This window comes from Ruegeria sp. BA12, assembly GCF_056539625.1.
Map to the genome: position 1 here is coordinate 94,398 of NZ_JBQFVF010000004.1, position 26,372 is coordinate 120,769.

Annotated in this window: 26 protein-coding genes; 18 read left to right on the forward strand and 8 right to left on the reverse strand. The window is 58.0% G+C overall.

Annotation, left to right across the window (positions count from 1 at the left end; genetic code table 11):
• The first annotated feature begins 86 nt into the window (after nt 1–86).
• The 15 genes from ACR0B0_RS09940 to ACR0B0_RS10010 all read left to right on the forward strand — a co-directional run bounded on the left by ACR0B0_RS09940 (nt 87) and on the right by ACR0B0_RS10010 (nt 15,789).
• The gene (locus ACR0B0_RS09940; RefSeq protein ID WP_425081256.1) at nt 87–935 is read left to right on the forward strand and encodes a peptidylprolyl isomerase; all 849 of its coding nucleotides are present in this window, start codon (nt 87–89) and stop codon (nt 933–935) included.
• Between the two features lie 5 nt (nt 936–940).
• Nucleotides 941–2,167: a bifunctional glutamate N-acetyltransferase/amino-acid acetyltransferase ArgJ gene (argJ, locus tag ACR0B0_RS09945; RefSeq protein ID WP_480647576.1), complete on the forward strand. Its 1,227-nt coding sequence runs from the start codon at nt 941–943 to the stop codon at nt 2,165–2,167.
• A 55-nt stretch (nt 2,168–2,222) separates the two neighbouring features.
• On the forward strand, nt 2,223–2,621 hold the full coding sequence (mutT, locus tag ACR0B0_RS09950; RefSeq protein WP_170349603.1) for an 8-oxo-dGTP diphosphatase MutT: 399 nt from the start codon (nt 2,223–2,225) through the stop codon (nt 2,619–2,621).
• Between the two features lie 782 nt (nt 2,622–3,403).
• Nucleotides 3,404–5,347 (forward strand): AMP-binding protein, encoded by a 1,944-nt coding sequence (locus tag ACR0B0_RS09955; protein ID WP_480647796.1) that lies wholly within the window; start codon nt 3,404–3,406, stop codon nt 5,345–5,347.
• A gap of 78 nt (nt 5,348–5,425) precedes the next feature.
• Nucleotides 5,426–6,244, forward strand: a complete 819-nt coding sequence (locus tag ACR0B0_RS09960; protein ID WP_170376430.1) for an ABC transporter ATP-binding protein — start codon at nt 5,426–5,428, stop codon at nt 6,242–6,244.
• A gap of 29 nt (nt 6,245–6,273) precedes the next feature.
• Entirely contained in the window at nt 6,274–7,260 is a 987-nt protein-coding gene (locus ACR0B0_RS09965) for a branched-chain amino acid ABC transporter permease (RefSeq protein WP_480647578.1), read from the forward strand.
• Nucleotides 7,261–7,515 carry a hypothetical protein gene (locus tag ACR0B0_RS09970; protein ID WP_170349607.1) on the forward strand — a complete coding sequence of 85 codons (255 nt, stop codon included), beginning with the start codon at nt 7,261–7,263 and terminating at the stop codon, nt 7,513–7,515.
• The gene (locus tag ACR0B0_RS09975) at nt 7,512–7,769 is read left to right on the forward strand and encodes a hypothetical protein (protein ID WP_170349608.1); all 258 of its coding nucleotides are present in this window, start codon (nt 7,512–7,514) and stop codon (nt 7,767–7,769) included. The genes ACR0B0_RS09970 and ACR0B0_RS09975 overlap by 4 nt, the downstream gene beginning before the upstream one ends.
• Nucleotides 7,770–7,772: 3 nt before the next feature.
• A complete protein-coding gene (locus ACR0B0_RS09980; RefSeq protein WP_170349609.1) occupies nt 7,773–8,849 on the forward strand; it encodes a branched-chain amino acid ABC transporter permease in 1,077 nt (358 codons plus the stop codon).
• A gap of 73 nt (nt 8,850–8,922) precedes the next feature.
• Nucleotides 8,923–10,206 carry an ABC transporter substrate-binding protein gene (locus ACR0B0_RS09985; protein ID WP_170360980.1) on the forward strand — a complete coding sequence of 428 codons (1,284 nt, stop codon included), beginning with the start codon at nt 8,923–8,925 and terminating at the stop codon, nt 10,204–10,206.
• A 64-nt stretch (nt 10,207–10,270) separates the two neighbouring features.
• Entirely contained in the window at nt 10,271–11,500 is a 1,230-nt protein-coding gene (locus ACR0B0_RS09990; protein WP_480647580.1) for a patatin-like phospholipase family protein, read from the forward strand.
• Between the two features lie 2 nt (nt 11,501–11,502).
• The gene (locus ACR0B0_RS09995) at nt 11,503–12,336 is read left to right on the forward strand and encodes an ABC transporter ATP-binding protein (RefSeq protein ID WP_170349612.1); all 834 of its coding nucleotides are present in this window, start codon (nt 11,503–11,505) and stop codon (nt 12,334–12,336) included.
• Between the two features lie 19 nt (nt 12,337–12,355).
• A complete protein-coding gene (locus ACR0B0_RS10000) occupies nt 12,356–13,576 on the forward strand; it encodes a phenylacetate--CoA ligase family protein (protein ID WP_480647582.1) in 1,221 nt (406 codons plus the stop codon).
• Between the two features lie 121 nt (nt 13,577–13,697).
• Nucleotides 13,698–15,362 carry an ABC transporter permease gene (locus ACR0B0_RS10005; protein WP_480647584.1) on the forward strand — a complete coding sequence of 555 codons (1,665 nt, stop codon included), beginning with the start codon at nt 13,698–13,700 and terminating at the stop codon, nt 15,360–15,362.
• Between the two features lie 76 nt (nt 15,363–15,438).
• Nucleotides 15,439–15,789, forward strand: a complete 351-nt coding sequence (locus ACR0B0_RS10010) for a DUF2794 domain-containing protein (protein WP_170349615.1) — start codon at nt 15,439–15,441, stop codon at nt 15,787–15,789.
• On the opposite strand, the gene ACR0B0_RS10015 is transcribed toward ACR0B0_RS10010, so the two are convergent.
• From ACR0B0_RS10015 to ACR0B0_RS10025, 3 genes are all read right to left on the reverse strand, one after another.
• On the reverse strand, nt 15,786–16,523 hold the full coding sequence (locus tag ACR0B0_RS10015; RefSeq protein WP_480647586.1) for a C40 family peptidase: 738 nt from the start codon (nt 16,521–16,523) through the stop codon (nt 15,786–15,788). The two genes, ACR0B0_RS10010 and ACR0B0_RS10015, sit on opposite strands and share 4 nt — an antisense overlap.
• A complete protein-coding gene (locus tag ACR0B0_RS10020; RefSeq protein WP_480647588.1) occupies nt 16,520–17,902 on the reverse strand; it encodes a leucyl aminopeptidase family protein in 1,383 nt (460 codons plus the stop codon). The genes ACR0B0_RS10015 and ACR0B0_RS10020 overlap by 4 nt, the downstream gene beginning before the upstream one ends.
• 63 nt (nt 17,903–17,965) lie before the next feature.
• Nucleotides 17,966–18,355 carry a hypothetical protein gene (locus ACR0B0_RS10025; protein ID WP_170349845.1) on the reverse strand — a complete coding sequence of 130 codons (390 nt, stop codon included), beginning with the start codon at nt 18,353–18,355 and terminating at the stop codon, nt 17,966–17,968.
• A 144-nt stretch (nt 18,356–18,499) separates the two neighbouring features.
• Between ACR0B0_RS10025 and ACR0B0_RS10030 the strand changes: the two genes are divergently transcribed.
• Nucleotides 18,500–19,150 (forward strand): carbonic anhydrase, encoded by a 651-nt coding sequence (locus ACR0B0_RS10030; RefSeq protein ID WP_170349618.1) that lies wholly within the window; start codon nt 18,500–18,502, stop codon nt 19,148–19,150.
• 105 nt (nt 19,151–19,255) lie between these two features.
• A complete protein-coding gene (locus tag ACR0B0_RS10035; protein ID WP_480647590.1) occupies nt 19,256–19,792 on the forward strand; it encodes an SRPBCC family protein in 537 nt (178 codons plus the stop codon).
• Between the two features lie 60 nt (nt 19,793–19,852).
• On the opposite strand, the gene ACR0B0_RS10040 is transcribed toward ACR0B0_RS10035, so the two are convergent.
• From ACR0B0_RS10040 to ACR0B0_RS10055, 4 genes are all read right to left on the reverse strand, one after another.
• Nucleotides 19,853–20,770, reverse strand: a complete 918-nt coding sequence (locus ACR0B0_RS10040; protein ID WP_480647591.1) for an endonuclease/exonuclease/phosphatase family protein — start codon at nt 20,768–20,770, stop codon at nt 19,853–19,855.
• Between the two features lie 161 nt (nt 20,771–20,931).
• Nucleotides 20,932–21,954, reverse strand: a complete 1,023-nt coding sequence (locus ACR0B0_RS10045; protein WP_170349621.1) for an aspartate-semialdehyde dehydrogenase — start codon at nt 21,952–21,954, stop codon at nt 20,932–20,934.
• A 110-nt stretch (nt 21,955–22,064) separates the two neighbouring features.
• Complete coding sequence (locus tag ACR0B0_RS10050) at nt 22,065–23,102, reverse strand: glycosyltransferase family 4 protein (RefSeq protein ID WP_170550205.1); 1,038 nt, start codon at nt 23,100–23,102, stop codon at nt 22,065–22,067.
• 33 nt (nt 23,103–23,135) lie between these two features.
• Entirely contained in the window at nt 23,136–24,308 is a 1,173-nt protein-coding gene (locus ACR0B0_RS10055) for an MFS transporter (protein ID WP_170550202.1), read from the reverse strand.
• A 142-nt stretch (nt 24,309–24,450) separates the two neighbouring features.
• On the opposite strand from ACR0B0_RS10055, the gene ACR0B0_RS10060 reads away from it, so the two are divergent.
• Nucleotides 24,451–25,593, forward strand: a complete 1,143-nt coding sequence (locus ACR0B0_RS10060; protein ID WP_480647593.1) for a DUF3095 domain-containing protein — start codon at nt 24,451–24,453, stop codon at nt 25,591–25,593.
• 4 nt (nt 25,594–25,597) lie between these two features.
• On the opposite strand, the gene ACR0B0_RS10065 is transcribed toward ACR0B0_RS10060, so the two are convergent.
• Nucleotides 25,598–26,368 carry an HpcH/HpaI aldolase family protein gene (locus tag ACR0B0_RS10065; protein WP_480647595.1) on the reverse strand — a complete coding sequence of 257 codons (771 nt, stop codon included), beginning with the start codon at nt 26,366–26,368 and terminating at the stop codon, nt 25,598–25,600.
• Between the last annotated feature and the right edge of the window lie 4 nt (nt 26,369–26,372).

Consider the following 26,372-nt stretch of genomic DNA (forward strand, 5'->3'; position numbering starts at 1 on the left):
CTGTCCAAGGCTTCAAAGCGATGTAAGCGGCAGGTCCCAGAGTGTCAACGCTGCGCCCTGTCGCGGCAAAGAAATAGGATGATTCCATGCCCAAAGGCCTCACTTTTCTGCCATCGTTGGCGCTTGCTGCTGTGATGGCCCTGCCATTGGCCGCCGAAACCAAACCTGATGCCGCCACCGTGGTCGCTCGTGTGAACGGTGATGAAATCACATTGGGTCACATCATCGCCACCGCAGCCGCGCTGCCCGAGCAGTACCAGCAGATCGAAGATGATGTTCTGTATGATCTGATTCTGGATCAGCTGATCCAGCAACAATTGTTGAGCCAGCAGCAGGACGCTTTGAGCAAACTGAACACTCTGGCCTTGGAAAACGAGACGCGATCCATGCGTGCGGTGCAGGCGGTGGATGCGTTGATCGACGAAAACCTGACCGACGACGTGATACAAGACGCCTATGACGCCCAGTACGCGGATTTCGAAGGTTCGGACGAGTTCAACGCCAGCCATATTCTGGTGGAAACGGAAGACAAAGCCAAAGAAATCAAGGCACAGCTGGATGACGGCGCCGATTTTGCCGAAATGGCCAAAGAACACTCCACCGGCCCGTCGGGCCCGAACGGGGGTGAACTGGGCTGGTTCGGACCCGGTCAGATGGTCCCGGAATTTGAGGCGGCCGTGATCGCGCTGGACAAAGGCCAGATTTCCGAGCCGGTGAAAACTCAGTTCGGCTGGCATCTGGTCACCCTGAACGACAAGCGCAAAACCGAAGCGCCTGAATTGGAACAGGTACGCGCCGAGTTGACCCAAACCCTGCAACAGGGCGTCATTCAGGCACGGATCGACGAGCTGACCCGCGAGGCCGACATCGATCGTCCCACCCCCGAGGGTGCTGGCCCCGAGGCGCTGCGTCAGATCGAACTGCTTCAGGAGTAACCCCCGTGGCCACGATCACCAAGGTATCCCCACTGGCCCCGGCGGCCTTTCCCGATTTGCCCGCGATTGACGGTGTGCGGTTCGCCACGGTCGAGGCCGGTGTGCGTTATCAGGGCCGTACTGATGTTATGCTGGCGGTGATCGATCCCGGCACTTCGGTGGCGGGGGTGTTCACCCGCTCCGCCACACGCGCGGCCCCGGTCCTAGACTGTCAGGACAAGATCGGCGGAACCAACGAGGGGCCAGCTGCGATCCTGGTGAATTCAGGCAATGCCAATGCCTTTACCGGTCATTATGGTCAGACCTCGGTGGCCGAGGTGACGCAGGCAGTTTCCAAGGCCACCGGTGTTCCGGTCGAAAGGGTTTTTACCTCATCCACCGGCGTAATTGGTGAGCCGCTGCCCCATGAGCGTATCGTGGCGCAGCTTGAGGCTCTGAAGGCGGGCCTCAGCCGTCACGCGGTCGAGGATGCGGCGCGCGCGATCATGACCACAGACACGTTCCCAAAAGGGGCCAGTGCGCAGGTCGATATTGACGGCAAAACAGTCTCTATTGCGGGGATTGCCAAGGGGTCAGGCATGATCGCGCCGGATATGGCAACGATGCTGGTTTACATCTTTACCGACGCGCAGGTGGAACAATCGGCGCTGCAGGCGCTGCTGGGTGCGCAGACAGATCGGACGTTCAACTGCATCACGGTGGATAGCGATACCTCAACTTCGGACAGCCTTTTGTTGTGTGCAACTGGGGCGTCAGGCGTGGATGCCACCGGGAATGCCGCCTTTGCCGATGCGCTGGAAGGCGTGATGCTGGACTTGGCGCAGCTAGTGGTGCGCGACGGAGAAGGTGCGACCAAGTTCGTGGAAATCCGTGTGACTGGGGCCACCTCGGACGCAGATGCTAAGGTGCATGGGTTGGCAATCGCCAATTCCCCTCTGGTCAAAACCGCAATTGCGGGCGAGGACCCGAACTGGGGCCGCGTTGTTATGGCCATCGGAAAATCGGGTGCCGCGGCCGATCGGGACCTGCTGAGCATTTCTTTCGGTGACATTCTGGTGGCCGAGAAAGGCTGGGTCAGCCCCGATTACAGCGAGGACGCCGCCGCCGCCTATATGAAAGGTCAGGATCTGGTGATCTCGGTCGACCTGGGGCTGGGCGAAGGTAAGTCCATCGTTTGGACCTGCGATCTGACCCACGGGTATATCGAGATCAACGCGGATTATCGCTCGTGAAACCGGAGCAATTCCAGCAAAAGTGGAGCCCGGTTTTGCGTCCGGGATTGCGACCATGAAAACCGTATTAGTGTCTGCCGTCGCCCTGATCGACATCGAGGGCCGGGTGTTGCTGGCGCAGCGCCCGGAAGGCAAATCCATGGCGGGCTTGTGGGAGTTCCCGGGCGGCAAGATCGAAGCCGGGGAAACGCCCGAAGCCGCCTTGATCCGCGAATTGCATGAGGAGCTGGGCATCGACACCTGGGCCTCCTGCCTTGCCCCGCTGACCTTCGCCAGTCACAGCTATGACGATTTTCACCTGTTGATGCCCTTGTTTGCCTGCCGCAAGTGGGAGGGGATCCCGCAGTCTAAAGAAGGGCAGGCACTGAAATGGGTGCGCGCGAATGAGTTGCGAAACTACCCGATGCCTGCAGCGGATGTGCCGCTGATCCCAATTTTGCGAGACTGGCTGTAAATCCGTCAGATTGGACGTCGGAACGAAATCAGTTCCGTTTTCAACCAAGAGAATGTGAATGCAATGTGAACAACGCGTTGCTTCTGTATTTAATATTGTTGATGCAAACTCTTTTAGCTTACGGCGAGTCGAAAACACCTAATGGTGCCTGTCTGCAGAATTACTCAATGATAAGGTCAGGGGCGGCTACGCAGATTGAATGGCGCAGATCGGATTGGTGATGTTATGAAAAGCGATACAAGTTCCACCAACAATGAATTGCAAAACAAATGGGCGACATGGACGATGAAGCCTGAAAAGAAACAGCTAAGTTTCAAGTATTTCGCGTCTGCATTGGTCATTGCGGCGTCGGCCTTTGTTGTTGTCGGCCTTCATCAACACGCGATTTTTTGATTTTTTTACCAGCGCCCAACGCGCCGTGTCTTATGTGGTAATCCAGAATATTTAGCCATTAGAAGACCTCCGCAAGACCGATGTCTGCGGCGGCAAATCGTTCCTGATGATCAGAGCATTTGATAGTAGGTCAGGGCTATTTATCTGTTCGTTCGGTTTAGGTTTGCAATTTCCACACCCAAGATTGGTCAGGTTTCACCACGTCTTGGTTGTTACAATTCGTAAGAATTGAGAAAACATCAGGAAAAAGTTGACGCTGATCGTGCAAGCGTCCCTTAATCGGGCGTTGGCGTCCGGGGTTGATCCTCGGGTCCGCTTTTTCCGGCCCGGGGAGAGGTCGGATGTGGAGGAGAGGAAGATTGGCTCAGACGCAGTCGGGCGCCGAGGGGATGCACTCCCTTGCTGCGCTGCTACACCGAAACGCGACACAGTTCGGGGACGCCCCGGCCTATCGAGAGAAAGAATTCGGCATCTGGCAATGCTGGACTTGGGCTGAGACGACTAAGGAAATTCGTGCCATCGCGTTGGGGTTTCTCGAGTTGGGTGTTGAAAAGGGCGACCATATTGCTGTGATCGGTCGCAACCGCCCGGCGCATTATTGGTCGATGGTCGCTGCGCAAATGGTCGGTGCGGTGCCAGTTCCGCTGTATCAGGACGCGGTGGCCGAAGAGATGGCCTATGTACTGGAACATTGCGGTGCAAAATACGTTGTCTGCGGCGATCAAGAGCAGGTCGATAAGGTCATCGAGATTCAGGAAAACCTGCACCAGGTCAAACACATTCTTTATACCGACAAGCGGGGGATGCGGAAATACGACCATTCCCAGATGAACGCGCTGGACGACATCATGGCCGAAGGCCGTGCCGGTCACGCCCGGTTCGATGCGGAACTGGACAAGCGCATTGCTGCGGTCACTTATGACGATACCTGCGTGATGCTCTATACCTCGGGCACTACCGGCAAGCCCAAGGGTGTGGTGTTGTCGAACCGCAACGTCATCGAAAGCGCCAAGAATTCAGCCGAGTTCGATCATCTGACCCAGAGCGAGGATATCCTGTCCTACCTGCCGATGGCCTGGGTGGGCGATTTTATCTTTTCCATCGGTCAGGCCTATTGGTGCGGGTTCTGCGTGAACTGCCCCGAAAGCGCCGATACGATGATGACCGATCTTCGCGAGATCGGACCGACCTATTTCTTCGCCCCGCCGCGCGTGTTCGAAACACAGCTGACCAATGTGATGATCCGGATGGAGGACGCGGGCAAGCTGAAGCAGCGCATGTTCCATCACTTCATGGCGCATGCCAAGAAGGTCGGAGGTTTGCTGTTGGATGGCAAACCCGTGGGCCTCGGTGATAAGTTGAAATACGCGCTGGGCAATCTGCTGGTCTACGGCCCGCTGAAGGATACGCTGGGTTATGGTCGGTTCCGGGTGGGCTATACAGCGGGTGAGGCCATCGGGCCCGAGATTTTCGATTTCTACCGATCCCTTGGCATCAATCTGAAACAGCTCTACGGCCAGACCGAGGCCACCGTGTTCATCACCGTGCAACCGGACGGCGAAGTACGCGCGGATACGGTTGGTGTGCCTGCGCCGGATGTCGAGTTGAAGATCGATGACAAGGGAGAAATTCACTATCGCTCGCCCGGTGTTTTTGTTGAGTATTTCAAAAACCCGGATTCCACGGCCTCGACCAAAGATGCCGAGGGATGGGTTGCCACTGGCGATGCCGGTTTCATCGAAGAGAACTCAGGGCATTTGCGGATAATTGACCGCGCAAAGGATGTGGGCAAGATGGCCGACGGGTCGATGTTTGCGCCGAAATACGTCGAGAACAAGCTGAAATTCTATCCTGACATCCTTGAAGTTGTTTTGTTTGGAAACGGCAAGGATCGCTGCGTGGCCTTTATCAATATCGACCTGACAGCAGTGGGCAATTGGGCGGAACGTAACAACGTGGCCTACGGGTCTTATCAAGAACTGACGGCGAATCCACAGGTGTTAGAGACCATCAAGGCACATGTGGAAGAGGTGAACAAATCTGTTGCCGCCGACGAGATGCTGTCGGGCTGTCAGGTGCATCGCTTTGTGGTTCTACACAAGGAACTGGATGCGGATGACGGCGAGATGACCCGCACGCGGAAAGTGCGGCGCGGGTTTGTCGAGGACAAGTTCAGCGACATTATCGCGGCGCTGTATGACGGGTCAGAGACCGTCTCAACCAAAACGGAAGTGACCTATGAGGACGGCCGCAAGGGATCGATCAGCGCGACGCTTGAGATCGTAGATGCGCCGGTTGTACCGGTCGCTCAACATAAAGTGGCTGCGGAATGATGGGTCGCCGAGCGCCGCTCGACCTGCGGTCATCGCCCCGCCCGCCATCCCGTTTTTGCGTAGGTCAGGGAGTGACTGATGCTGGATAGTTCCGAAGGATATGTCACCGAAGACGGCCGCAAGATCGGCGGCGTGGTGATGGAGATGAAGAACATCACTCTGCGTTTTGGCGGTGTTGTGGCAATCAAGGATATCTCGTTTGATATTCGCGAGGGTGAGATCCGCGCCATCATCGGGCCGAATGGGGCAGGTAAATCCTCGATGTTGAACGTGATTTCCGGGTTCTATGTCCCGCAAGAGGGTGAGGTCTGGTTTCACGGGGCCAAGCGCCCACCGATGCGGCCATTCGAGGTCGCGCAGCAAGGCATTGCGCGGACGTTCCAGAACATTGCTCTGTTCGAAGGTATGAGCGTTTTGGACAACGTTATGACCGGACGGCTGAACTTTATGAAGACCAACATTTTTCAGCAGGCCTGGTGGAAGGGCAAGGCAGAAGCGGAAGAGGTGGAAAACCGCGAGGCAGTGGAGAAGATCATCGATTTTCTGGAAATCCAGCACATTCGCAAAACGCCGGTGTCGCGCCTGCCCTACGGGTTGAAAAAGCGGGTCGAGCTGGCCCGTGCGCTGGCGGCCGAACCCAGGCTGCTGCTGCTGGATGAGCCGATGGCGGGCATGAATGTCGAAGAAAAAGAGGACATGAGCCGCTTTATCCTAGACGTGAATGACGAGTTCGGCACCACCATTGCCTTGATCGAACACGATATGGGCGTGGTGATGGACCTGAGCGATCGCGTGGTCGTGATGGATTACGGAAAAAAGATCGGCGACGGCACCCCGGATGAGGTGCGCAGCAATCAGGACGTCATCGACGCCTATCTGGGGGTCAGTCATGACTGAGCATCGGACAGACATGGGGAGAGGCGCAGATGCCTGAACAACTCGTATTCGCGATGGAGGTCATCCTCAACGGTCTGATGGCCGGGGTGCTCTATGCGTTGGTCGCGCTGGGCTTTGTTCTGATCTACAAAGCTTCGGGGATTTTCAATTATGCCCAAGGCGTTATGGCGCTGTTTGCGGCGATGACGCTGGTCGGGGTCATGAACGGGCAGGTGCCCTTTGCGCATGTGATAAATGCAACTTTTGGCACGCATGTTCATACCTTCGGGTGGAATGTGCCCGCTTTTGTGGCGATCCTTTTGACCATGGGTGTCATGGTATTGCTGGCCTGGGCGGTACAGCGGTTCGTCATGCGTCATCTGGTAGGGCAAGAGCCGATCATCCTGTTCATGGCCACCATCGGCCTGGCCTATTTCCTTGAAGGTGTGGCCGACCTGATGTGGGGGTCCGAGATCAAGACGCTGGATGTGGGCCTGCCGCAGGGCATCAATCTGTGGATTGATGAGAGCACCTTTAACATCTTCGGTTATGGCTTCTTCCTCGACAATCTGGACATCGTGGCGACCGTGATTGCGGCGCTGCTGGTGGCGGCCTTGGTGGCGTTCAGCCAGTACACCAAACAGGGCCGGGCCATGCGTGCAGTGGCCGATGACCATCAGGCAGCACTGTCGGTTGGCATCTCGCTGAACTTCATCTGGATCATGGTCTGGTCGGTGGCTGGGTTCGTGGCGCTGGTCGCGGGCATCATGTGGGGCACCAAGTCGGGCGTGCAGTTCTCGCTGTCGCTGATCGCGCTCAAGGCGCTGCCGGTGCTGATGCTGGGCGGGTTTACCTCGATCCCAGGTGCCATTGTCGGCGGGTTGATAATCGGTGTGGGTGAGAAACTGTTCGAGTTCGCCGTCGGCCCGCTGGTCGGCGGCGCGACCGAGAACTGGTTCGCTTACGTTTTGGCGTTGATCTTCCTGGTGTTTCGTCCGCAAGGTCTCTTCGGTGAGAAAATTATCGAGAGAGTATAGATGGATAAGCTGGAACCCCTCTTCAAAACGTTGCCAATTGCATTGCTGGCCTATGGGTTCGCGCGGTCACTTGGTGACTGCTTTGAACTCAACCTGTCTGGTTCAAGCATAGCGATGCCTGGCGATACAGCGTGGGAGATGAGGATGTTGCTCATTGTGAGCTATCTGCGAGCCTTGGACTCGCTGTTCTTCTACGCAGCTTTTGCTGCTGTGGTGCATTGGCTGAACGTCAAAAGCCGCGGGGTCGCTGCATGACCAAACTGATCGCCATCATCAACGTCATCGCATGGGCAGGGTTCTGGGCCTTTGGCTATATCGCCGTCACCTCGGAAGATCTGACCGAAAGCCAGCTGGTCGTGGCCGCGATACTGGCTTTTGCCGGGCTGATCACGGGCGTTCTGGCCTACATGAAACTGGTGCGCAACTCCGAGGCGAGCGGATACGCCAAGGGCACAAACCAACTGGATGCCGAGGCTCGTAACCGGGCACAGGAAGAGTGGGAGAAGTAAGTTATGTTCTACCGTGAGGCCGGGGATTTCAAAACCTCCTACATCGATGACAACCAGACCTTTCCGATCAAGTTCGACCGGTATCGGTACTATGTCGTGCTGGCCGTGGCCTTTGGGATTATTCCGTTCCTCATCAATGATTACTGGGCCAATGCGTTGCTGTTGCCGTTTCTGATCTACGCGATTGCAGCGATCGGGTTGAACATTCTGGTGGGCTATTGCGGTCAGGTCAGCTTGGGCACCGGGGGGTTCATGGCCGTGGGGGCCTATGCCTGCTACAAGCTGATGACCGCGTTCCCGGATGTCAGCATGTTCATACATGTCATTCTGGCGGGCGGGATCACCGCCATTGTCGGCGTGCTGTTCGGCCTGCCAAGCCTGCGGATCAAGGGGTTCTATCTGGCGGTGGCAACTCTGGCCGCGCAGTTCTTTCTGGTCTGGCTTTTCAACCGCGTACCGTGGTTCTACAACTATTCCGCTTCGGGCCAGATCAACGCGCCCGAGCGTGACGTGTTCGGCATCATCATCACCGGCCCGAATGCACCGGCCTGGGCCACCTATCTGTTCTGCCTGATCTTCCTGTCGGTTAGCGCCATCATTGCGCGCAACCTGACGCGTGGCACCACGGGGCGCAGCTGGATGGCGATCCGCGACATGGATATCGCCGCCGAGATCATCGGGGTGAACCCGCTGAAGGCGAAACTGACCGCTTTTGCCGTCAGCTCGTTCTTTGTGGGCATCGCCGGGGCGCTGTTCTTTGCCGTCTATTTGGGCGCTGTCGAAGTGGGTGAGGTCTTTGGCATTCAGAAATCATTTCTGGTGCTGTTCATGATCATTATTGGCGGGTTAGGGTCTATTTTCGGATCCTTTGCGGGCGCTGCGTTTCTGGTGTTGCTGCCCGTGGTGCTGAAAGTTGTTGGCGCCGATTGGCTGGGCTGGCCCACCGATATTGTGGCGCATCTGCAGCTGGTGATTGTCGGCGCGCTGATCATCATGTTCCTGATCCTTGAGCCACACGGTCTGGCGCAGCTTTGGCGCGTGGCGAAAGAGAAACTCAGACTCTGGCCGTTCCCGCACTAAGGGGCAGGCCCAATCAGATAACGGGTGCAAAGCCCGACCCCAACATCGGACCAACCAAGGGAGGAGACACCCGATGAAATTGACACTGGCAACCGCGGCGCTTGGCGCCCTGATGGCCGCAGGACCGGCTCTGGCGGATTTGGTAATCCCTGATCTCAGCTACCGGACTGGGCCCTATGCAGCTGGCGGCATTCCGTTTTCGGACGGGTATAACGACTATTTCACCCTGTTGAACGAACGGGATGGCGGCATTGGCGGCGTGCCGATCCGCGTGGTCGAATGCGAAACCGGCTACAACACCGAAAAAGGGGTTGAGTGCTACGAATCAACCAAGGGCGAAGGCGCGTTGGTGTATCAACCGCTGTCGACGGGCATCACCTATCAGTTGATCCCAAAAGTGACCGCGGACAATATCCCGTTGCACACGATGGGATATGGCCGGACTTCGGCTAAGAATGGCGACGTTTTTAGCCACACGTTCAACTATCCGGCCAACTATTGGGACGGGGCGTCAGGTGCGATTAACTATCTGTTGGAAGAAAACGGTGGCGATCTGAGCGGCAAGAAAATTGCTCTGGTCTACCACAATTCGGCCTACGGCAAGGAGCCGATCCGCACGCTGGAAGAACTGTCCAAGAAGCACGGCTTTGAGCTGGCGGCCCTACCGGTCGATCACCCCGGTCAAGAGCAGAAGTCGCAATGGCTGCAGATCCGCCGCGACCGTCCTGACTATGTCTTGATGTGGGGCTGGGGCGTCATGAACCAGGTTGCGGTACAGGAAGCCGCGAACATCCGCTTCCCGATGGAGAATTTCATCGGTATCTGGTGGTCCGGCTCGGAAAATGACGTTGTGCCTGCGGGTGAGGCCGCGAATGGCTACAAGGCGTTGACCTTCCACAATGTGGGCACGGATTTCCCGGTCTTTGCTGACCTGCAACAATATGTGGTCGATTCTGGCAAGGCTGCCGGTGCAGGCGATCAGGTTGGGACGGTTCTGTATAACCGAGGCCTTTACGCTGCGGTGCTGGCTGCAGAAGCCATTAAGAAAGCACAAGAGCTTTCGGGCAATGCCGAAATCACTCCGGCTGACATGCGTGACGGTATGGAAGCGCTTGAAATGACCGAAGAGAAAATGGCTGAGCTGGGCCTGCCGAACTTTGGTCCGACCTTCTCGGTCTCGTGCAAAAACCACGGCGGCGACGCTCTGGTTGGTGTGACGCAGTGGGACGCGGCGAACAAGACCTGGTCGCTGATTTCTGACTTCAAACCAACAGATGGTGACGTGATCGGTGCGCTTATCGACGAGGATTCCGCAGCTTACGCGTCGGAAAACAACCTCGAGGGGCGCTGCAACTAAAGCGCAACAAAAACAGGGGCGGCGGTGATCTGCCGCCCCAACCCCCAAACAAGGACACGCGGTGATGCTGGAGTTTCTCCGGATAAGAACAGGGATAGTGCTGAGTGCGGTACTTGGGCTTGCTGCGTGCAGCGCGCCCGAGATCGACGGGCCGACCTGCACCGGGCTTGTCCGAGATTTTGTTCCGGCGAAATCCGTTGTCGGGCGCAGCTCAGCGCCGAATGTGGATGCGACTGCGGATCTGTTTGCCCGGGTGTTCGAAGGTCAGGCCGCGCAACGTGCAAACCTTGACCGCGATGGGCGGGGCATTCCCGTCGAAATTCTGGCTATGACCACCGGTGGGCAATATGGTGCCTTCTCATCAGGCGTTCTGACCGGCTGGACAGAAAACGGCAGGCCAGACTTCAACGTCGTGACCGGGGCCAGCGCCGGGGCTTTGATTACCCCTCTGGCATTTGCGGGATCGGCGTTTGACGCGCGCCTGAAATCCAATACCAGGATCAATTTGAACGATGTGCTGTCGCTGCAAATCGTGCCACCGATTCCTTTGGCCAGCTCTGTCTTCAGCACCAAAAAACTGAAACGGCTGGTCGAAAGTGAAATTGACGAACCTCTGCTGGATCGTATCGCCGAGCGGGCCGATCCGGGCCAATCCGGGCAAGAGGTCAACAGCGTGGTGGTCGGCGCGGTCAATCTGAAAACCGGGCGGTTCGACATCATGGATATCGGTCAGTATCTGGCCACCACCCCAGATGATTTCGCGACAAAAGAGGATTGCGTGTCCGAGGCGGTTCTGGCCAGCTCGGCCATTCCGGTTCTGTTCCCGCCTCGCAAGATCAATGGGGGCCTATACGCGGATGCAGGTGTGCGCCAGCATGTGTTTCTGGAAGGCCTGGCTAAAGGTCAGCAAACAGCTACGCAGCGCACAGGCCAACAATTTGACGTTCGGGTAACTTTGCTGGTGAACGGTGACCTGGTTGTCGCGGAAAAGGACCCAGGACCCGGTATCCTCGCGTTGGCAGGCCGGAATTTCCAACTGGTCACCGATCAGGGATTTCGCGAGTCGATCGACCGAACCCTTCGCGTTGTGAAACAGAACCCCTCTTGGACCTTTAAGGCATTGGTTGCGCCTGAACTGCCCGCGCTCAATTGCAAGAACCCCGAACCCCTTTTTGACAAATGTATCACCGGGGCCTTGTTCGAGGCGGGGAAGAACATGACAAGCTCTCAACCCATCCCGTGGCTGACCGCGGCTGAGGTGGAGCGCAAGATCAACGAAATCTACGGGAGTTGACGATGCTGGATGCGGCACAAACCACCGATGTACAGGCCGAAACCCTGTTGGAGGTCAACAATATCGAGGTGATCTACAACCACGTCATTCTTGTGCTGAAGGGCGTCAGCCTGACCGTGCCCAAGGGTGGGATCACCGCCTTGCTGGGCGGCAACGGGGCGGGCAAGACCACGACGCTCAAGGCGGTGTCGAACCTGCTGCAGTCCGAACGGGGCGAGGTCACCAAGGGTACGATCACCTATCGCGGCACCAGCGTGCATGAAAGCGATCCGGCCGATCTGGTGGAAAAGGGCGTCATTCAGGTGATGGAAGGCCGCCATTGCTTTGAACACCTGACGGTCGAGGAAAATCTGCTGACCGGGGCCTATACTCGCAAGGATGGCAACGCGGCGATCCAGCAGGATCTTGAACTTGTGTATTCCTATTTCCCGCGTCTCGCCGAACGGCGCCGGTCGCAGGCGGGCTATACCTCGGGCGGGGAACAGCAGATGGTGGCGATGGGTCGGGCTTTGATGTCGCGCCCAGAAACGATCCTGCTGGATGAGCCATCGATGGGTCTTGCGCCGCAGCTGGTCGAAGAGATTTTCGGCATCGTCAAGGATTTGAACGAGAAAGAGGGCGTGTCCTTCCTGCTGGCCGAACAGAACACCAATGTGGCGCTGCGGTTTGCACATTACGGATACATTCTGGAATCGGGGCGTGTTGTGATGGACGGCCCGGCGGCCGATCTACGCGAAAACCCGGATGTGAAAGAGTTTTATCTGGGCATGTCCGACGAGGGGCGCAAAAGCTTCCGTGACGTGCGCTCATACCGCCGCCGCAAAAGGTGGCTGTAAGCGGATGGAGGATCTGGTCATGAAGAACTACTACGACGCGCTCGAGACCCGTTCAGCCGACGAGCGCGCTGCCGATCAGGCTCAGGCGCTGCGTGTTCAAATTCAGCGGGCGTTGTCCGCGCCCGGTTTTGCGGCGCATCTTGCAGGGGTTGATTGCAGTGCTGTTGCCTCGGCCGAGGATCTGGTGAAACTGCCAGTGCTGCGCAAATCTGAACTGGCGCAGGCACAGGCGGCGCGGCCGCCGTTTGGCGGGTTCACGGTCACACCGGCGCGGCATTTTCACCATGTTTTTCAGTCCCCGGGCCCGATTTATGAGCCCGGCAGCACTGATCCCGATTGGTGGCGCATGGGCCGGTTCCTGCATGCGGCAGGCGTAGGACCCGGAGATATCGTCCATAACTGTTTTGGCTATCACCTGACCCCGGCTGGGATGATTTTTGAAAGTGGTGCGCGGGCTGTTGGGGCCGCTGTGCTGCCCGCCGGTACCGGCCAGACCGAGTTGCAGGTCACTGCGGCGCGTGATGTGGGGTGTACGTCTTATGCGGGTACTCCGGATTACCTGAAGGTCATTCTGGACAAAGCGGATGAGATGGGCGTGGAGCTGAACTTTTCTTCTGCCGTGGTGGGTGGTGGCGCGCTGTTCCCATCGCTGCGTCAGGATTATGCCGACCGGGGTATTTCCTGTCTGCAATGTTATGCCACCGCCGATCTGGGCAATATCGCCTATGAAAGCCACGCGATGGAGGGAATGATCATCGACGAGCATGTGATTGTCGAAATCGTCACGCCCGGCACAGGCACCCCGGTTGCAACGGGTGAGGTGGGTGAGGTCGTGGTGACCTCGCTAAACCCAGATTATCCGCTGATCCGGTTTGCCACCGGTGATATGTCCGCGATCATGCCCGGACAATCGCCTTGTGGCCGCACCAACCTGCGTATCAAGGGTTGGATGGGACGGGCCGATCAGACCACCAAGATCAAAGGCATGTTCGTGCGTCCTGAACAGGTGGCCGCGCTGGTCGACAAACATTCAGAGATCGTCAAAGCCCGTGTCATCGCCGCGCGACAGGGGGAAATGGACACGATGACCGTTCAGATCGAAAGTCCACGCGACGATGACGTGACCTATGCCAAATCCGTAATTGAGGTGCTGAAACTGAAAGGCGCGATTGAGGTTGTGGCCCCCGGGTCGCTGCCCAAGGACGGGTTGGTGATCGAGGATCAACGCGTTTACGAATAGTCCAACAAAGGGTTCTGCGGCAGTTTGTGCCGTAGAATTGTTCCTCTGCCTACTGGTGTTTCTTAGCATTTTAGTCGATTAAAGGCGAAACCTGCGCCTCTTTGCCTGTAACACCGGAAACATGGCCGAAATCGAATACTCAGAACACGGAACGCGCAATCGGGGCGTGTTTGGCACCCGGCTGGTGGCCGTGGTGGCCTATCTGGTGGCTGCGGCCTGTCTGCTTCCGATGATGGCTGTTGTGCTGGCAGCGGTGACGGGTGGGACGGAAACGATCTCACACCTGCTGGATACGGTTCTGCCCGGCTATGCGCTGACAACGTTGATTTTGGTGGTTCTGGTCGCCATCGGCACCTTGTCCATCGGTGTGGGCGCGGCCTGGCTGGTGACGATGACCCGCTTTCCGGGCGTCCGCTTTCTTGAGATCGCACTGGTCTTGCCACTGGCCTTTCCGGCCTATGTTCTGGCCTATGCCTATACGTTCATTCTGGATCACCCCGGCATCGTTCAAACCACCCTGCGCGAGGTGACCGGCTGGGGCCCGCGCGACTATTGGTTCCCCGAGATTCGCTCGACCGGGGGCGCGGCGGTGATGCTGATCCTGGTTCTGTATCCTTATGTCTATTTGTTGGCCCGCGCCGCCTTTCTACAGCAAAGCTCGACTGCTTTTCTGGCCGCGCGGGCGTTGGGAAAAAGCCCTTGGCTGGCGTTCTGGCATGTGTCCTTGCCAATGGCGCGCCCGGCAATTGCCGGCGGGGTCCTGCTGGCGATCATGGAGACCATCGCCGATTTTGGTACCGTGGCCTATTTCGGTGTCCAGACCTTTGCCACCGGTATCTATACCAGCTGGTTTTCGATCGGAGACCGCGCTGCCGCCGCGCAATTGGCCATGTGTCTGCTGGGTTTCGCGTTGCTGCTGGCAGTGATCGAACGCACTCGGCGGGGCAAGGCAAAATATTACCAGGCAGGTAAAAGCCACGCCCCACTGCCAGCACAGCAGATTAAAGGTTGGTTTGCAGTTGCGGGGTTCACGCTGTGTGCCATTCCGGTGCTATTGGGTTTTTTGCTGCCGGTGTTCATTCTCGTGCAGATGGGTCTTGAATCGGAACAGAACCTGCTGTCGCGGCGCTATATCGGGTTTATCCAGAACTCGTTAACGCTGGCAGGTACGGCCGCCGTCGTCACCGTTTTTGCGGCGATTTGCATAGGGTTCTATCAGCGGTTGCGCCCGGGCAAAGGGTCCGCCACGTCAGGTTATGTCGCGCGGCTGGGGTATGCAGTGCCGGGCGGTGTAATCGCGGTGGGCCTTTTGGTGCCTTTTGCCAGTTTCGACAACGCATTGGATGCTTGGATGCGCGAAACTTTCGATATCTCGACCGGCCTGCTGGTTACCGGGTCAATCTGGTTGCTGATCGCGGCCTATATGGTGCGTTTTCTGGCCGCTGCGCTCAGCGCTTATGAGGGTGGGCAAAGCACGGTGCATGTCAACATGGACGCCGCTGCACGGTCGCTGGGCCAGACCCCGTTGGGAACGCTGAGACGGGTGCATTTGCCAATCCTGACGCCCTCGCTGCTGACGGCGCTGCTGATCGTCTTTGTCGACGTGATGAAAGAGCTTCCCGCCACCTTGATCATGCGGCCCTTCAATTTTGATACGCTGGCGGTACAGGCGTATCGGCTGGCTTCGGATGAGCGGTTGGAGGGTGCCGCCGTGCCCTCGCTGGTGATCCTTGCGGTGGGGCTGTTGCCGGTGATTCTGATCTGCCGTCAGGTCGGGCGGCGCTAGCACAGGGCGAACCAAAAAATCACATCCTGTTGTGCTTGGGCTTGATTCAAACGCAATTTCCGGCAAGGCTTGGGGTATGAACATGCAGCCTCCCAGCCGGTTTTCTGCAAACTCGGCCCAGATGCCCGTCGCGTTTAACCGGCACGAGATGTCCCATATTCTATCCGTCTATGGCAGGATGGTCGCCGCCGGAGAATGGCGCGATTACGGAATTTCCAACCTGCGCGACATGGCGGTGTTTTCCATCTTTCGGCGAACGGCAGAACATCCGATTTACCGGGTCGAGAAACATCCACGTCTGCGGCAAAGGCAGGGGATGTATTCGGTGGTTGGCATGGATGGCCGCATCCTGAAACGCGGCCAGGATTTGCGCACGGTTCTAAGGGTGTTGGAACGCAAGCTGATTCGCTCGGTCGACCTTGATTAGAGCCGTTTGTGGGCGGTCACTGGCCCATCACCCTGTTCCAGAATACGCGTGATAGCCTGATCCATCGGCTCGAACGTCACATCCATGTGATAGGCATTGGCATGCAGCAGCATGTTGTCGCCATAGACCCAGGCGACGTGACCCTTCCAAAACAGCAGGTCGCCGCGTTTCGGTTCCGTCCCAGCGGGCAGGGCCTCGCCCAATTCACGCTCTTGATCGCCGCTATCGCCGGGACAAGGCGTGCCGCAGGCCAATAGCCCAGCCTGCACCAGACCCGAGCAATCCAATCCGAACCGGCTGTTGCCGCCCCAAAGATAGGGTGTGCCCAGAAACAGTTCGGCCACGGAAACCGGATCGGTCAGGTGGATGGCGTTGCGCTTGGCATGAACGGCGGGGATGAATCCCAGCTCAGTTTCCAGAAACCGGCCATTTTCCGAAAGAACCTGAACCCTGCTGCCGAAACTTAACGAGACCCGGTCGGGGCTTTTCATATCCGGCTGCGCATAGGCGTGGGTCGCAGGCGCCGTGACCCAATGCGTATCGAGCACCGGTGCCCCCAAATGATCCAGGTTTACCCAGCCCGGGTAACCGTCCTTGTCGGCGGTGATCCGGCCCCAACCCTGTTGCGTTTCAAGGACGGTGACGGTGTCACCGAATAAAAGCTGCCGGTCCCGCGGACCATCCGGGCGGCGCAACAGGTCAGCGACGGGGGTTATGATGCGCTGTTGGGTCATAAGCCCAGAATCTCGGGTAGGGCGGTCAATATGGCGCGGGGGCCTTGACCGAGGCCGCCTTTGCTGCGACCCGGGACCTTGCTGGGCTGCCACGAGTAGATGTCGAAATGCATGTAACGACTATTGCCCACAAACCGACGCAGGAACAGCGCGGCGGTGATCGAGCCTGCAAACCCACCCGGAGGCGCATTGTCCAGATCGGCGATGCCGGGTTCGATCATTGCCTCATAGGGTTCATGGAACGGCATCCGCCAAACCGGATCAGCGGCCTGCCTGCCTGCTTGTGCCAAAGCATCGGCAGCACTGTCGTCATCGGTGTAAAACGGCGCAAGATCGGGGCCAACGGCCACCCGCGCGGCACCCGTCAGCGTGGCCATCGAGATTACCAGATCCGGCTCCCCCTCATCTGCCAGCGTCAGCGCATCGGCCAGTACCAGCCGCCCCTCAGCGTCGGTATTGTTGATCTCAACCGTCAAGCCCTTGCGCGAGGTCAGGATATCGCCGGGGCGAAAGGCGTCTCCGGCCACCGAATTTTCAACCGCTGGGATCAACACCCGCAGTTGCAGCGGAAGGTTCAACGCCATGATCATCCGGGCCAGGCCCAGCACATTGGCCGATCCTCCCATGTCCTTCTTCATCAAGCCCATCGAGTTGCCGGGTTTCAGGTTCAACCCACCGGTATCAAAACACACACCTTTGCCGACCAATGTCAGCTTGGGACCGACACTGCCCCAGTTTATCTCGATCAGCCGGGGGTCCTGCGCGGACGCCCGGCCAACGGCGTGGATCATCGGAAAGTTCTGATCCAACAGCGCCGCGCCGCGGATCACGTCGCACGACGCCTCGAATTCCTGCGCCAGCGCCTCTGCCGCAGCTTGCAATTGATCCGGACCCATATCTGCGGTGGGCGTGTTGACCAAATCGCGGGTCAGGGCCTCGGCTTGGGCCAAAACTTCGATCAACGTGGCGTCGACGCCCTCGGGCGCGATCAGCCGGGCGTTGGCCGGAGATTGCTTGGCATAGCGGTTGAACGCATAGCCGGTCAGCAACCAGCCCAGACATTCGGTCGCTAACACCTCGGATGGGACGCCAGAAGCAATGTGATAGGTGCCTTCTGGCAGGGTTTCGGCCACGGCGGCCAGCGGAAAGCGCTTGCGCACCCGGCCTGTTGCTTTGCCATATCCCCCCAGCGCAAATTCGGGTTTGCCTTCCGGTCCGGGAATCAGCAATGCTTGACCCAGCGCGCCGGTGAACCCGCTGGCCCTGACCCAGTTTGGAATATGGTCTGGCTGATCGCTCAGCCAACCTTCCAGATCGGGTTGTGCGATGACATGCAGCGGAAGCGATGGATCAGAAGAGGAAGCGAAGGACAGGGTCATGGAAATCTCGGCTTGTTCGATTTGCGCCCAGCCTAGCCGCCCACGGCCCGTCCGCAAGCCCCGTCAGACCGAAAGGTCCTGCTGATCCCAGATCACCGTCAACGAGTTTTCACCGACCCGGATCAGCCGCGACAGGGTGGCGCCGGTGGCAACGGCATCCCCTGCATCCACGGACTGCGCCACATCTCCGGCGACGCGGGCCAATGCGACCATGCCGATCTGTTCGGCGATCGCCACCAGCGACCGCGCGCATTTGCGCAACCCGGCCCAATCGCGTTGCCGCCAGAACCGTTCGCAGTTCGACAGGCGCACGGCCAGTTCCTCGACCGTACGGCACAAAACGTCCAATGCGTTCTTGTCGCCCAATTGCCGGTACAATCCATTCAGCCGGTCCTGATCCAGACGAACGGTTTCCTTGTGTTCAAGCGTGAGTATCTTATCCACCACATTCACCCCAATATTTTGTGCCCCCACGGCATGGACCGACTTTGACCGCGAATTCCTTTGCAAAACCTTGCATTCGCGGGGGATAATCGCTCGAATTTTCTGCGAATTCGGGGTAGAGCAGCCCCCAGCGAACAAATCAGGGACTTTCAAATGGATCACGCCAAACCTTTGCCGAACTATTTGGTCAAGCGGTATCACGGCTGGAAAGCCACCACATATTCTGAAAATCAAGTCTGGTATCGCCGTCTGGCCACTGAAGGACAACGTCCACGGGCGATGGTGATTTCATGTTGTGACAGCCGCGTCCATGTCACTTCGATCTTCGGGGCCGATCAGGGTGAGTTCTTTATTCACCGCAACATTGCCAACCTGGTGCCGCCCTATGCACCGGATGGTGATCATCACGGCACCAGTGCGGCGATTGAATATGCGGTCACCGCTCTGAAAGTGGCGCATCTGATCGTGCTGGGCCATTCGCAATGTGGTGGTGTGCAGGGCTGTATCGACATGTGCAAGGGGCAGGCCCCGCAACTGGAAGCCAAAGAAAGCTTTGTGGGCCGCTGGATGGATATCCTCAAACCGAAATACGACCTGGTCGCCGATGTCGAGGACAGCGTTGAACAGGCGCGTCAGTTTGAGCGGCAGGCGGTTGTGGCCTCGCTTGAGAACCTGATGACCTTTCCCTTCGTGTCCTCTGCGGTGCAGGATGGTTCGCTCAGCCTGCATGGGTTGTGGACCGATATCGGCGAAGGCGGGCTGCAAAGCTATGATCCGCAGGAAAAGAAATTCGTCGTCGTCTAAGCGGCGCTGAAATGTTGCGCAAATAGTGGGCGGAGGATCAGGTCTCTGATTCTGCGCCCTTTTTTGGTATAGTGGCCTGATCCAGGTTTGGGTTAGAGGCGCGATATGCGAGTCATCAAACGTATTTTCCTTTTTCTAATCTGTCTTGTTTTGCTATTGATCGGTGTCTCATACCTGCTGCCCGGCAAGGCGATCGTGTCGCGCAGCATCACCATCGATGCCCCGGCCAGCGCCATCTTTCCTTATGTGAATTCCATGCAAGAGACCGAGAAATGGTCTCCCTGGCTGGCGCGGGACCCGGAAACGCAACTGTCCTATAGCGGACCCGAAGCTGGGGTGGGCAATACCCTGAGCTGGAGTTCCGAGCATCCACAAGTCGGCAGCGGCACTCAGGAAATCATCGAAAGTGTTCCGGATCAGACCGTCAGAACCGCGCTGGATTTTGGTCCGATGGGCACGGCATCGGCGTCGTTTGAGCTGGCGCCCGAAGGCGATCAGACTCAGGTAACTTGGGGGCTTGAATCCGATCTTGGGATGAACCCGATGGCACGCTGGATGGGGTTGATGATGGATAAGTGGGTCGGCGGCGATTACGAACAGGGACTGAGCAATCTAAAGGCGCTGGTCGAAGGACAGACCTAAGCCAATAGGTTTTGCGCCGCAGGTTTTGATCTATGCAGCCCGGCGCAACGGTCGGGCAGATTATTCAAATCGAATTCGGGCGAGCTTTCCAAGGTGGTCGGAGCCCATAAAGGGGCGCAACTCAACCGTTCCCGTTGTTCCTTTCGGGAACAACAGGTTGTCGATTGGCAAGGGTATCTGCCAGCTGCCAAGGTTATGAGTGTTCAAGATAGTTCCAAAGCTTTGATTGTCTGCTGCCGCCGCGATCCGCTGAACGCTTTGGCCCCAGGGCACCATATTGAAATCTCCGGCAATCAGAACCGGCCCGTCGAGTTCCTTAATGCGATCAGCAATCACTTGGCTTTGTTTGGATTGGTCGTAAGGAAACGGCCAGTTCAGGTGTACGGATACAACCCAAACCAGACCGCCGCCGGGGGTTTTAACCTGCACCCCGACAAGCCCATACCCTTCCAGGCAAAACTCGGAACCTTCGACAATTGGCAATGTGGTCAAGATGGCGACGTTTTGTTCGGGGCGAAATTCACAGATCGATTTTGCCGGGTAATGTTCGAACATGTTTCTCATGAACTTGCGATTGTGACTGGACACTTCCTGCAAGGTCACGATCTCGGCGTTGGATTCTATTATGTCATCGGCCAAGGGATAGCGTGGCCAGGCCTGGCTCATGAGGTTCTTTTGATACAACGTCAGGCAAGCACCGTTGCAATCACCTGAGGGCGCTGCATAGCTGGTTGCGATTGACCCAATCGCGAGGACGGCGACGGCTATCGCGCTCAAAGCGACGTAACGCGCGCGCATGCACAGCAAAATCACGGCGCATGGTAAAAGCAGAACGCCGGCCAGCGGGCGAAGCAGGGCGAACGAATCCCCAGCTGCAATGACGGGGCCTGTAAAGCCAATAATGACCAGACCCATCAGCATACTTGCGCAGCCTATGATCAGGTTTCGTACAATCCTGTGCCTGGTCAAAACTCGCATGCTCTGCCTCTGTCGCTTTGTTCGGGGCAATGCATGTGGTTTGCTGTGTCACATGTCCCGCTGTCAAAGCGCGTCATTTTGGTGACAAGCCAGCCTGTCTTTGTCAACAGGCAGAGGTGGAATGTGCCACGTCATCCAACATGGCACATTCGATATGTTTATCAGCCCTTTTTCAGGACTTCACGACCCAGCAGTTCGGCAATCTGCACAGCGTTGAGCGCCGCGCCCTTGCGCAGGTTGTCGGACACGCACCACAGGTTCAGGCCGTTTTCGATCGTCGAATCCTGGCGGATGCGGCTGATGAAGGTGGCAAAATCGCCTGCGCATTCGATCGGCGAGACGTAGCCGCCGGGTTCGCGCTTGTCGATCACCATGATGCCCGGTGCCTCGCGCAGGATGTCGCGGGCTTCGTCTTCGTCCAGGAATTCTTCGAATTCGATGTTCACCGCCTCGGAATGGCCGACGAACACCGGAACACGAACGCAGGTAGCAGTAACCTTGATCGACGGATCGACGATCTTTTTGGTTTCGACAACCATCTTCCACTCTTCCTTGGTCGAGCCGTCTTCCATGAAGACGTCGATCTGAGGAATGACGTTGAAGGCGATCTGTTTCTGGAACTTCTTCGGTTCAACCTCGGTGGTGGGGTTGTAGATGGCCTTGGTCTGATCCCACAGCTCATCCATCCCCTCTTTGCCAGCACCCGAAACCGACTGATAAGTCGACACGACAACGCGCTTGATCTTGGCGCGATCATGCAGCGGCTTCAGCGCGACAACCATCTGCGCCGTCGAGCAGTTGGGGTTGGCGATGATGTTCTTGTTCTTATAGTCGTGAATCGCCTGCGGATTACATTCCGGCACGATCAGCGGAATCTCCGGGTCATAGCGATAGAGCGACGAGTTATCGATCACCACGCAGCCAGCCGCGGCCGCCTTGGGGGCGTAAACCTTGGTGGCCTCGGACCCCACGGCAAACAATGCCATGTCCCAGCCGGTGAAATCGAATGTGTCCAGGTCTTTGGTCGTGAGGGTCTTGTCGCCAAAAGTCACCTCAGTCCCCAGCGAACGACGGCTTGCCAGGGCAGCAAGTTCATCGACAGGGAACTGGCGTTCCGCCAGGATGTTCAGCATTTCGCGGCCCACGTTACCCGTGGCGCCGACGACTACGACGCGATAGCCCATTTCATGTCTCCAAAGTTAAGGACGCGCGTTCATAGCCGCGTTGCAGCAAAGAAAAAAGAGGAATCGCGCCATTATTCCGAGGATGACGGCGATTTGAGGCGTTTCCGGCCTCAGTCTTGCGCTAACAGGGATCGGTATACCTTGACGATCTCTTCTGCCTCGCCTTCGATTCGAAAATTCTGTTCGATATGCTGGCGGGCGGCGGTTCCGGCGGCGGCCATTTTGCCTGGGTCGCTCAGCATGTCGTGCAAAGCCTCGGCCAGCGCATCAACGTTGTCTTTTTTCACCAAACGACCGGTTACTCCGTCCTGAATCTGCGCACTAAAGGCGCCAACGCCATGGCAGGCGATGGCCGGAACGCCTGATGCCATCGCTTCAAGCGGGGTCAGGCCGAACCCTTCATGGCGGGCAGGGGCGACGAACAAATCCAGCGCGCGATAGGTTTCGACGATCTCCTCCCACGGGCGTTCGCCCAGAAACCGGACACGGTCGGCCAGCCCGGCCTGTTTCAGCTTGGTTTCCTGTTCATGCTGGAAGGCTTCGAATTCTTTCGTGGCATTGCCGGTAAAGACAATTTTGGCATCGGGAAAGGATGGCAGCACCTTGATCGCTGCATCGACCAACAGATCGACGCCTTTTTGGGGTCGAATACGCCCGAAGCACCCTATCAACGTCCCGGTTGGCAATCCAAGCTTGGCGCGCAGTGCTTCCTTATCCTCGGCCGGGTGGAAGATCTGCGTATCAACGCCATGCATGATCACCTTCGACGGGTGTTGCAGGAATGAGGCCGCCTGTGGTGTGGTGGCAATCAACGCATCCATTTTCGAGATCAGTTTTTTGGTAAATCCCGAATGATCGCGCTGTGCGGCCGACGTGAACAGCATTTTATAGTTGCGGCGGAATACGGACCTTAGGAACAGCCCCATCAGCATTTCGGTGTTGCGACGCGCATGCCAGACGATGGGCGCACGATTGGGCAAAAACAGAGTCTTCCAAAGGGGAATATGCGGAATATTATCTGGCAACCCTGGGCCCGTGGCGCGGATGTTGATCAGCTTTAACTGGATGGGCAGCAGCCGGATAACAGTTGTGGTCACTCCCGAAAGACTATGTTTCAGGTTCGGCGCCAGAACTTCGATATCCTGCATTGAGCTCTCCATACCCGATGATCCGAGGCGGGATCAGTCTATGCTGTCGCGGCTGAATAGATAAATCACGCACCCGATGGCAAGCGCGACTGCGAAAAAGCCGAATATCGCTGTGTAGGGTGCGGTCGGGCTTATGTCCACCGTGGCCGCGTGAATGCGTCCGGTGATAAATTGGGCCAGCCCCACACCTCCGATGCCAAAGAGGTTCAGCAAGGTCATGCCGCGCCCAACCAGATGCGGTGCAACGAAAGCGCGGCCATGCGCCATGATCACCGGAAAGCTGGCCCCCATGAACCCAATCACCGCCATCAGAACCACTGATACCCAGACGGCGTTGTCGATCCACAGACACAACAGCACCAGCGCCACGGTGCCCAACGCATTGCCGCCGAAAATCACCCATTTCCGCGTGCCTAGCATCCGGTCAAGCGGCCCGTAGGCAAAGGTGCCTGCAATCATCGCCGCGCCCATGATCAGAGTCGCCGTCCCGATCTGAGTGGTGTTTAGGTTGAATATATCGCTTAGGTACGGTCCGGCCCACAACCCTCGTGTGGCGCCCGAGGGTGCATAGGCGACCAGCATCAAAGGCAGGATCGCCCAAAGCGCGGGTTCCTTCAGCAGATCCAGCACGGACCCCCTGTGTTCGATCTCGACCCGTTTTGGGTCATGCACGGTGAACCAGATACCCAGTGCGATAGCCCCCGAAAACAGCGCCAACACCCACATCGTTGCGCGCCATCCAACCAGTTCGACCGCCAGCGCAGTGGGGTATGAGGCCACCAGATTGCCGACCGATCCAACCCCCAACATCACGGCGGCCAATGTCGCAAAGCGGGCGGGCGGGTATTCCCGCGCGAAGATATAATAAGATGCCATCAAAACAGGCGAGCATCCGACCCCGATCAATCCCATGGCGATGGCGATGTGAAACGGCGTGTGGGCCACGGCAAACAGGGCTGCGCCACCTGCGCCGCCGACCAGCAAAAGAACGGCCGAGGTCAGGCGCGGCCCGACCTGGTCCAGAGCCCATCCCACCGGCAATTGCATCGCGGCAAAGATCAGAAACCAAAGACCCGAGGCAAAGGCCAGATCCTCGGGTGTGGCGCCGATATCGCGGCCCAGATCAACGCTGAGAACCGCCAGAAAGGCGCGAAAGAACTGGCTGAGCACATAGCCCAGGCACAAGACTACCAGACCTGCCTTCATTTTTCGTCCCTTCTACCCCCGCCTGCGCGGAAATGCTTCGCACGTCACGATGCGCCACACAAGCGCGTGTGCTATACTGTTTTCACCGGACAGCGTTCACATTCGGTCTATCTAACTATTTACCCATCACCCCGAGGTGCAGATGAAAGACGCCCAGGCCGCCTTTTATGACAGCCTTCCCCTGCAGCGGGACTTTACTCGACTGGCTCAGCCTGCGCGGTTTACCGCTGTGCCGGATGATTGGGCGCTGGGCGTGGCCGATATCGTTGATTCCACCGGTGAGATTGCCAAAGGGCGTTATAAAACCGTCAATATGGTCGGCGCGGCTGTGATCTCGGGCATGATCAACGGGTTGAAGGGGCAGGAGTTTCCCTATGTCTTCGGTGGCGACGGGGCCGGATTTGCCATACCCGCCAGCGCGGTTGACACGGGCCGAACGGTCCTGGCCCAGCTTCGGCGCTGGGCGGACGAGGAGTTTGGGATTACTCTGCGCGGGGCCTTGGTGCCTGTGTCCGAAATCCGCATGGCGGGCAAAGACCTCCGTGTGGCACGCTATGCGCCGTCAGACGGGGTGGATTACGCCATGTTCTCGGGGGGCGGGCTGGCCTGGGCTGAGGCGCAGATGAAAGAAGGCCAGTTCGAAGTGCCGCCCGCCGACCCCGGCGCGCAGCCCGACCTTACCGGCCTGTCCTGTCGCTGGTCCAATAGCAGGGCGCGGCATGGAATGATCGTCTCGGTTGTGGTGCAGCCGACTTCCAAAGCCACCGAAAGCGATTTTGCCGATCTGTCTCAATCCGTCCTATCCGCGGCCGATCGGTTGGAGCGCGCAGGTCACCCGGTGCCAGAAAACGGCCCACCAATCAGTTGGCCACCCCCCGATGTCGCGCTTGATGCGCGTGTGTCACGGGCCGGGCGCAACCTGTTTGCGCAGAAACTCAAACTTTTGGGGCAGAACCTGCTGATTGCGCTGCTGTTCAAGACCGGCAAGCGATTGGGTCAGTTCGACCCTGAACATTACAAACACATGGTCAGTCGCAATGCCGATTTCCGCAAATTCGATGACGGGTTGAAAATGACGCTGGATTGCGATCCGGCCACCTTATCGCAGATCCGCATGATGCTGGAACAAGCGCGGGGACAGGGCAAGGTTCGCTATGGTCTGCACGCGCAGGATGAGGCGATGATGACCTGTTTTGTGCCTTCGGCCACACGCGATGATCACGTGCATTTCGTGGACGGCGCTTCGGGCGGTTACGCGCAGGCCGCTGCTGGGATGCGAGGCTAAAGCGCTACTTCGCTTTCCACTTGGCTGCTAAGGCCCGCGCCGCTTGCGCCAATAGCATCACATCAATTCCCACTGCCAGAAACTGCGCGCCCATGTCCATATAGGCCTGGCTTGCCTGATCATTGGTGCCCAGAATGCCAGGTGCCTTGCCGGCTGCCTTGATACGGGTGATGGCGTCGGCGATGGTGGCCTGCACCTCAGGCGCGGCGCTGTTGCCTTGATAGCCCATGTCGGTGGACAGGTCCGCCGGGCCGATGAACACACCATCAATACCGTCAACCGTCAGAATATCGTCCAGTGCTGCCATCCCGGCGCGGTTTTCCACCTGAACCAGCAGGCAAATCTGCGCATCTGCCGTTTGAATGTAATCCGCGACTGATCCATAGCCAGTCGCGCGCGCTGCTCCTGCACCGACACCGCGTACACCTTCGGGTGGATAACGGCAGGCGCGAACCAATTCCCGCGCTTGCTTGGCGCTTTCTACAATCGGTACCAGAATAGTCTGCGCTCCCACGTCCAGCACCATCTTGATCTTCGCCGTTTCCCCCACGGGCACGCGTACCACCGGATGCGAGGGGCTGGCGGCCAGCGCCATAAGCTGATCGCGTATCGAACGGATGTCATTCGGCGCATGTTCACCGTCGATCACCAGCCAGTCGAATCCGGCGGTGCCCATGATCTCGGTTGCGATGGGTTCGGCAAAACTGCTCCAGCAACCGATTTGGCGATCTCCGTTGATCAGAGCCTGTTTGAAAGTATTTTTTGGTGCAGACATGGTG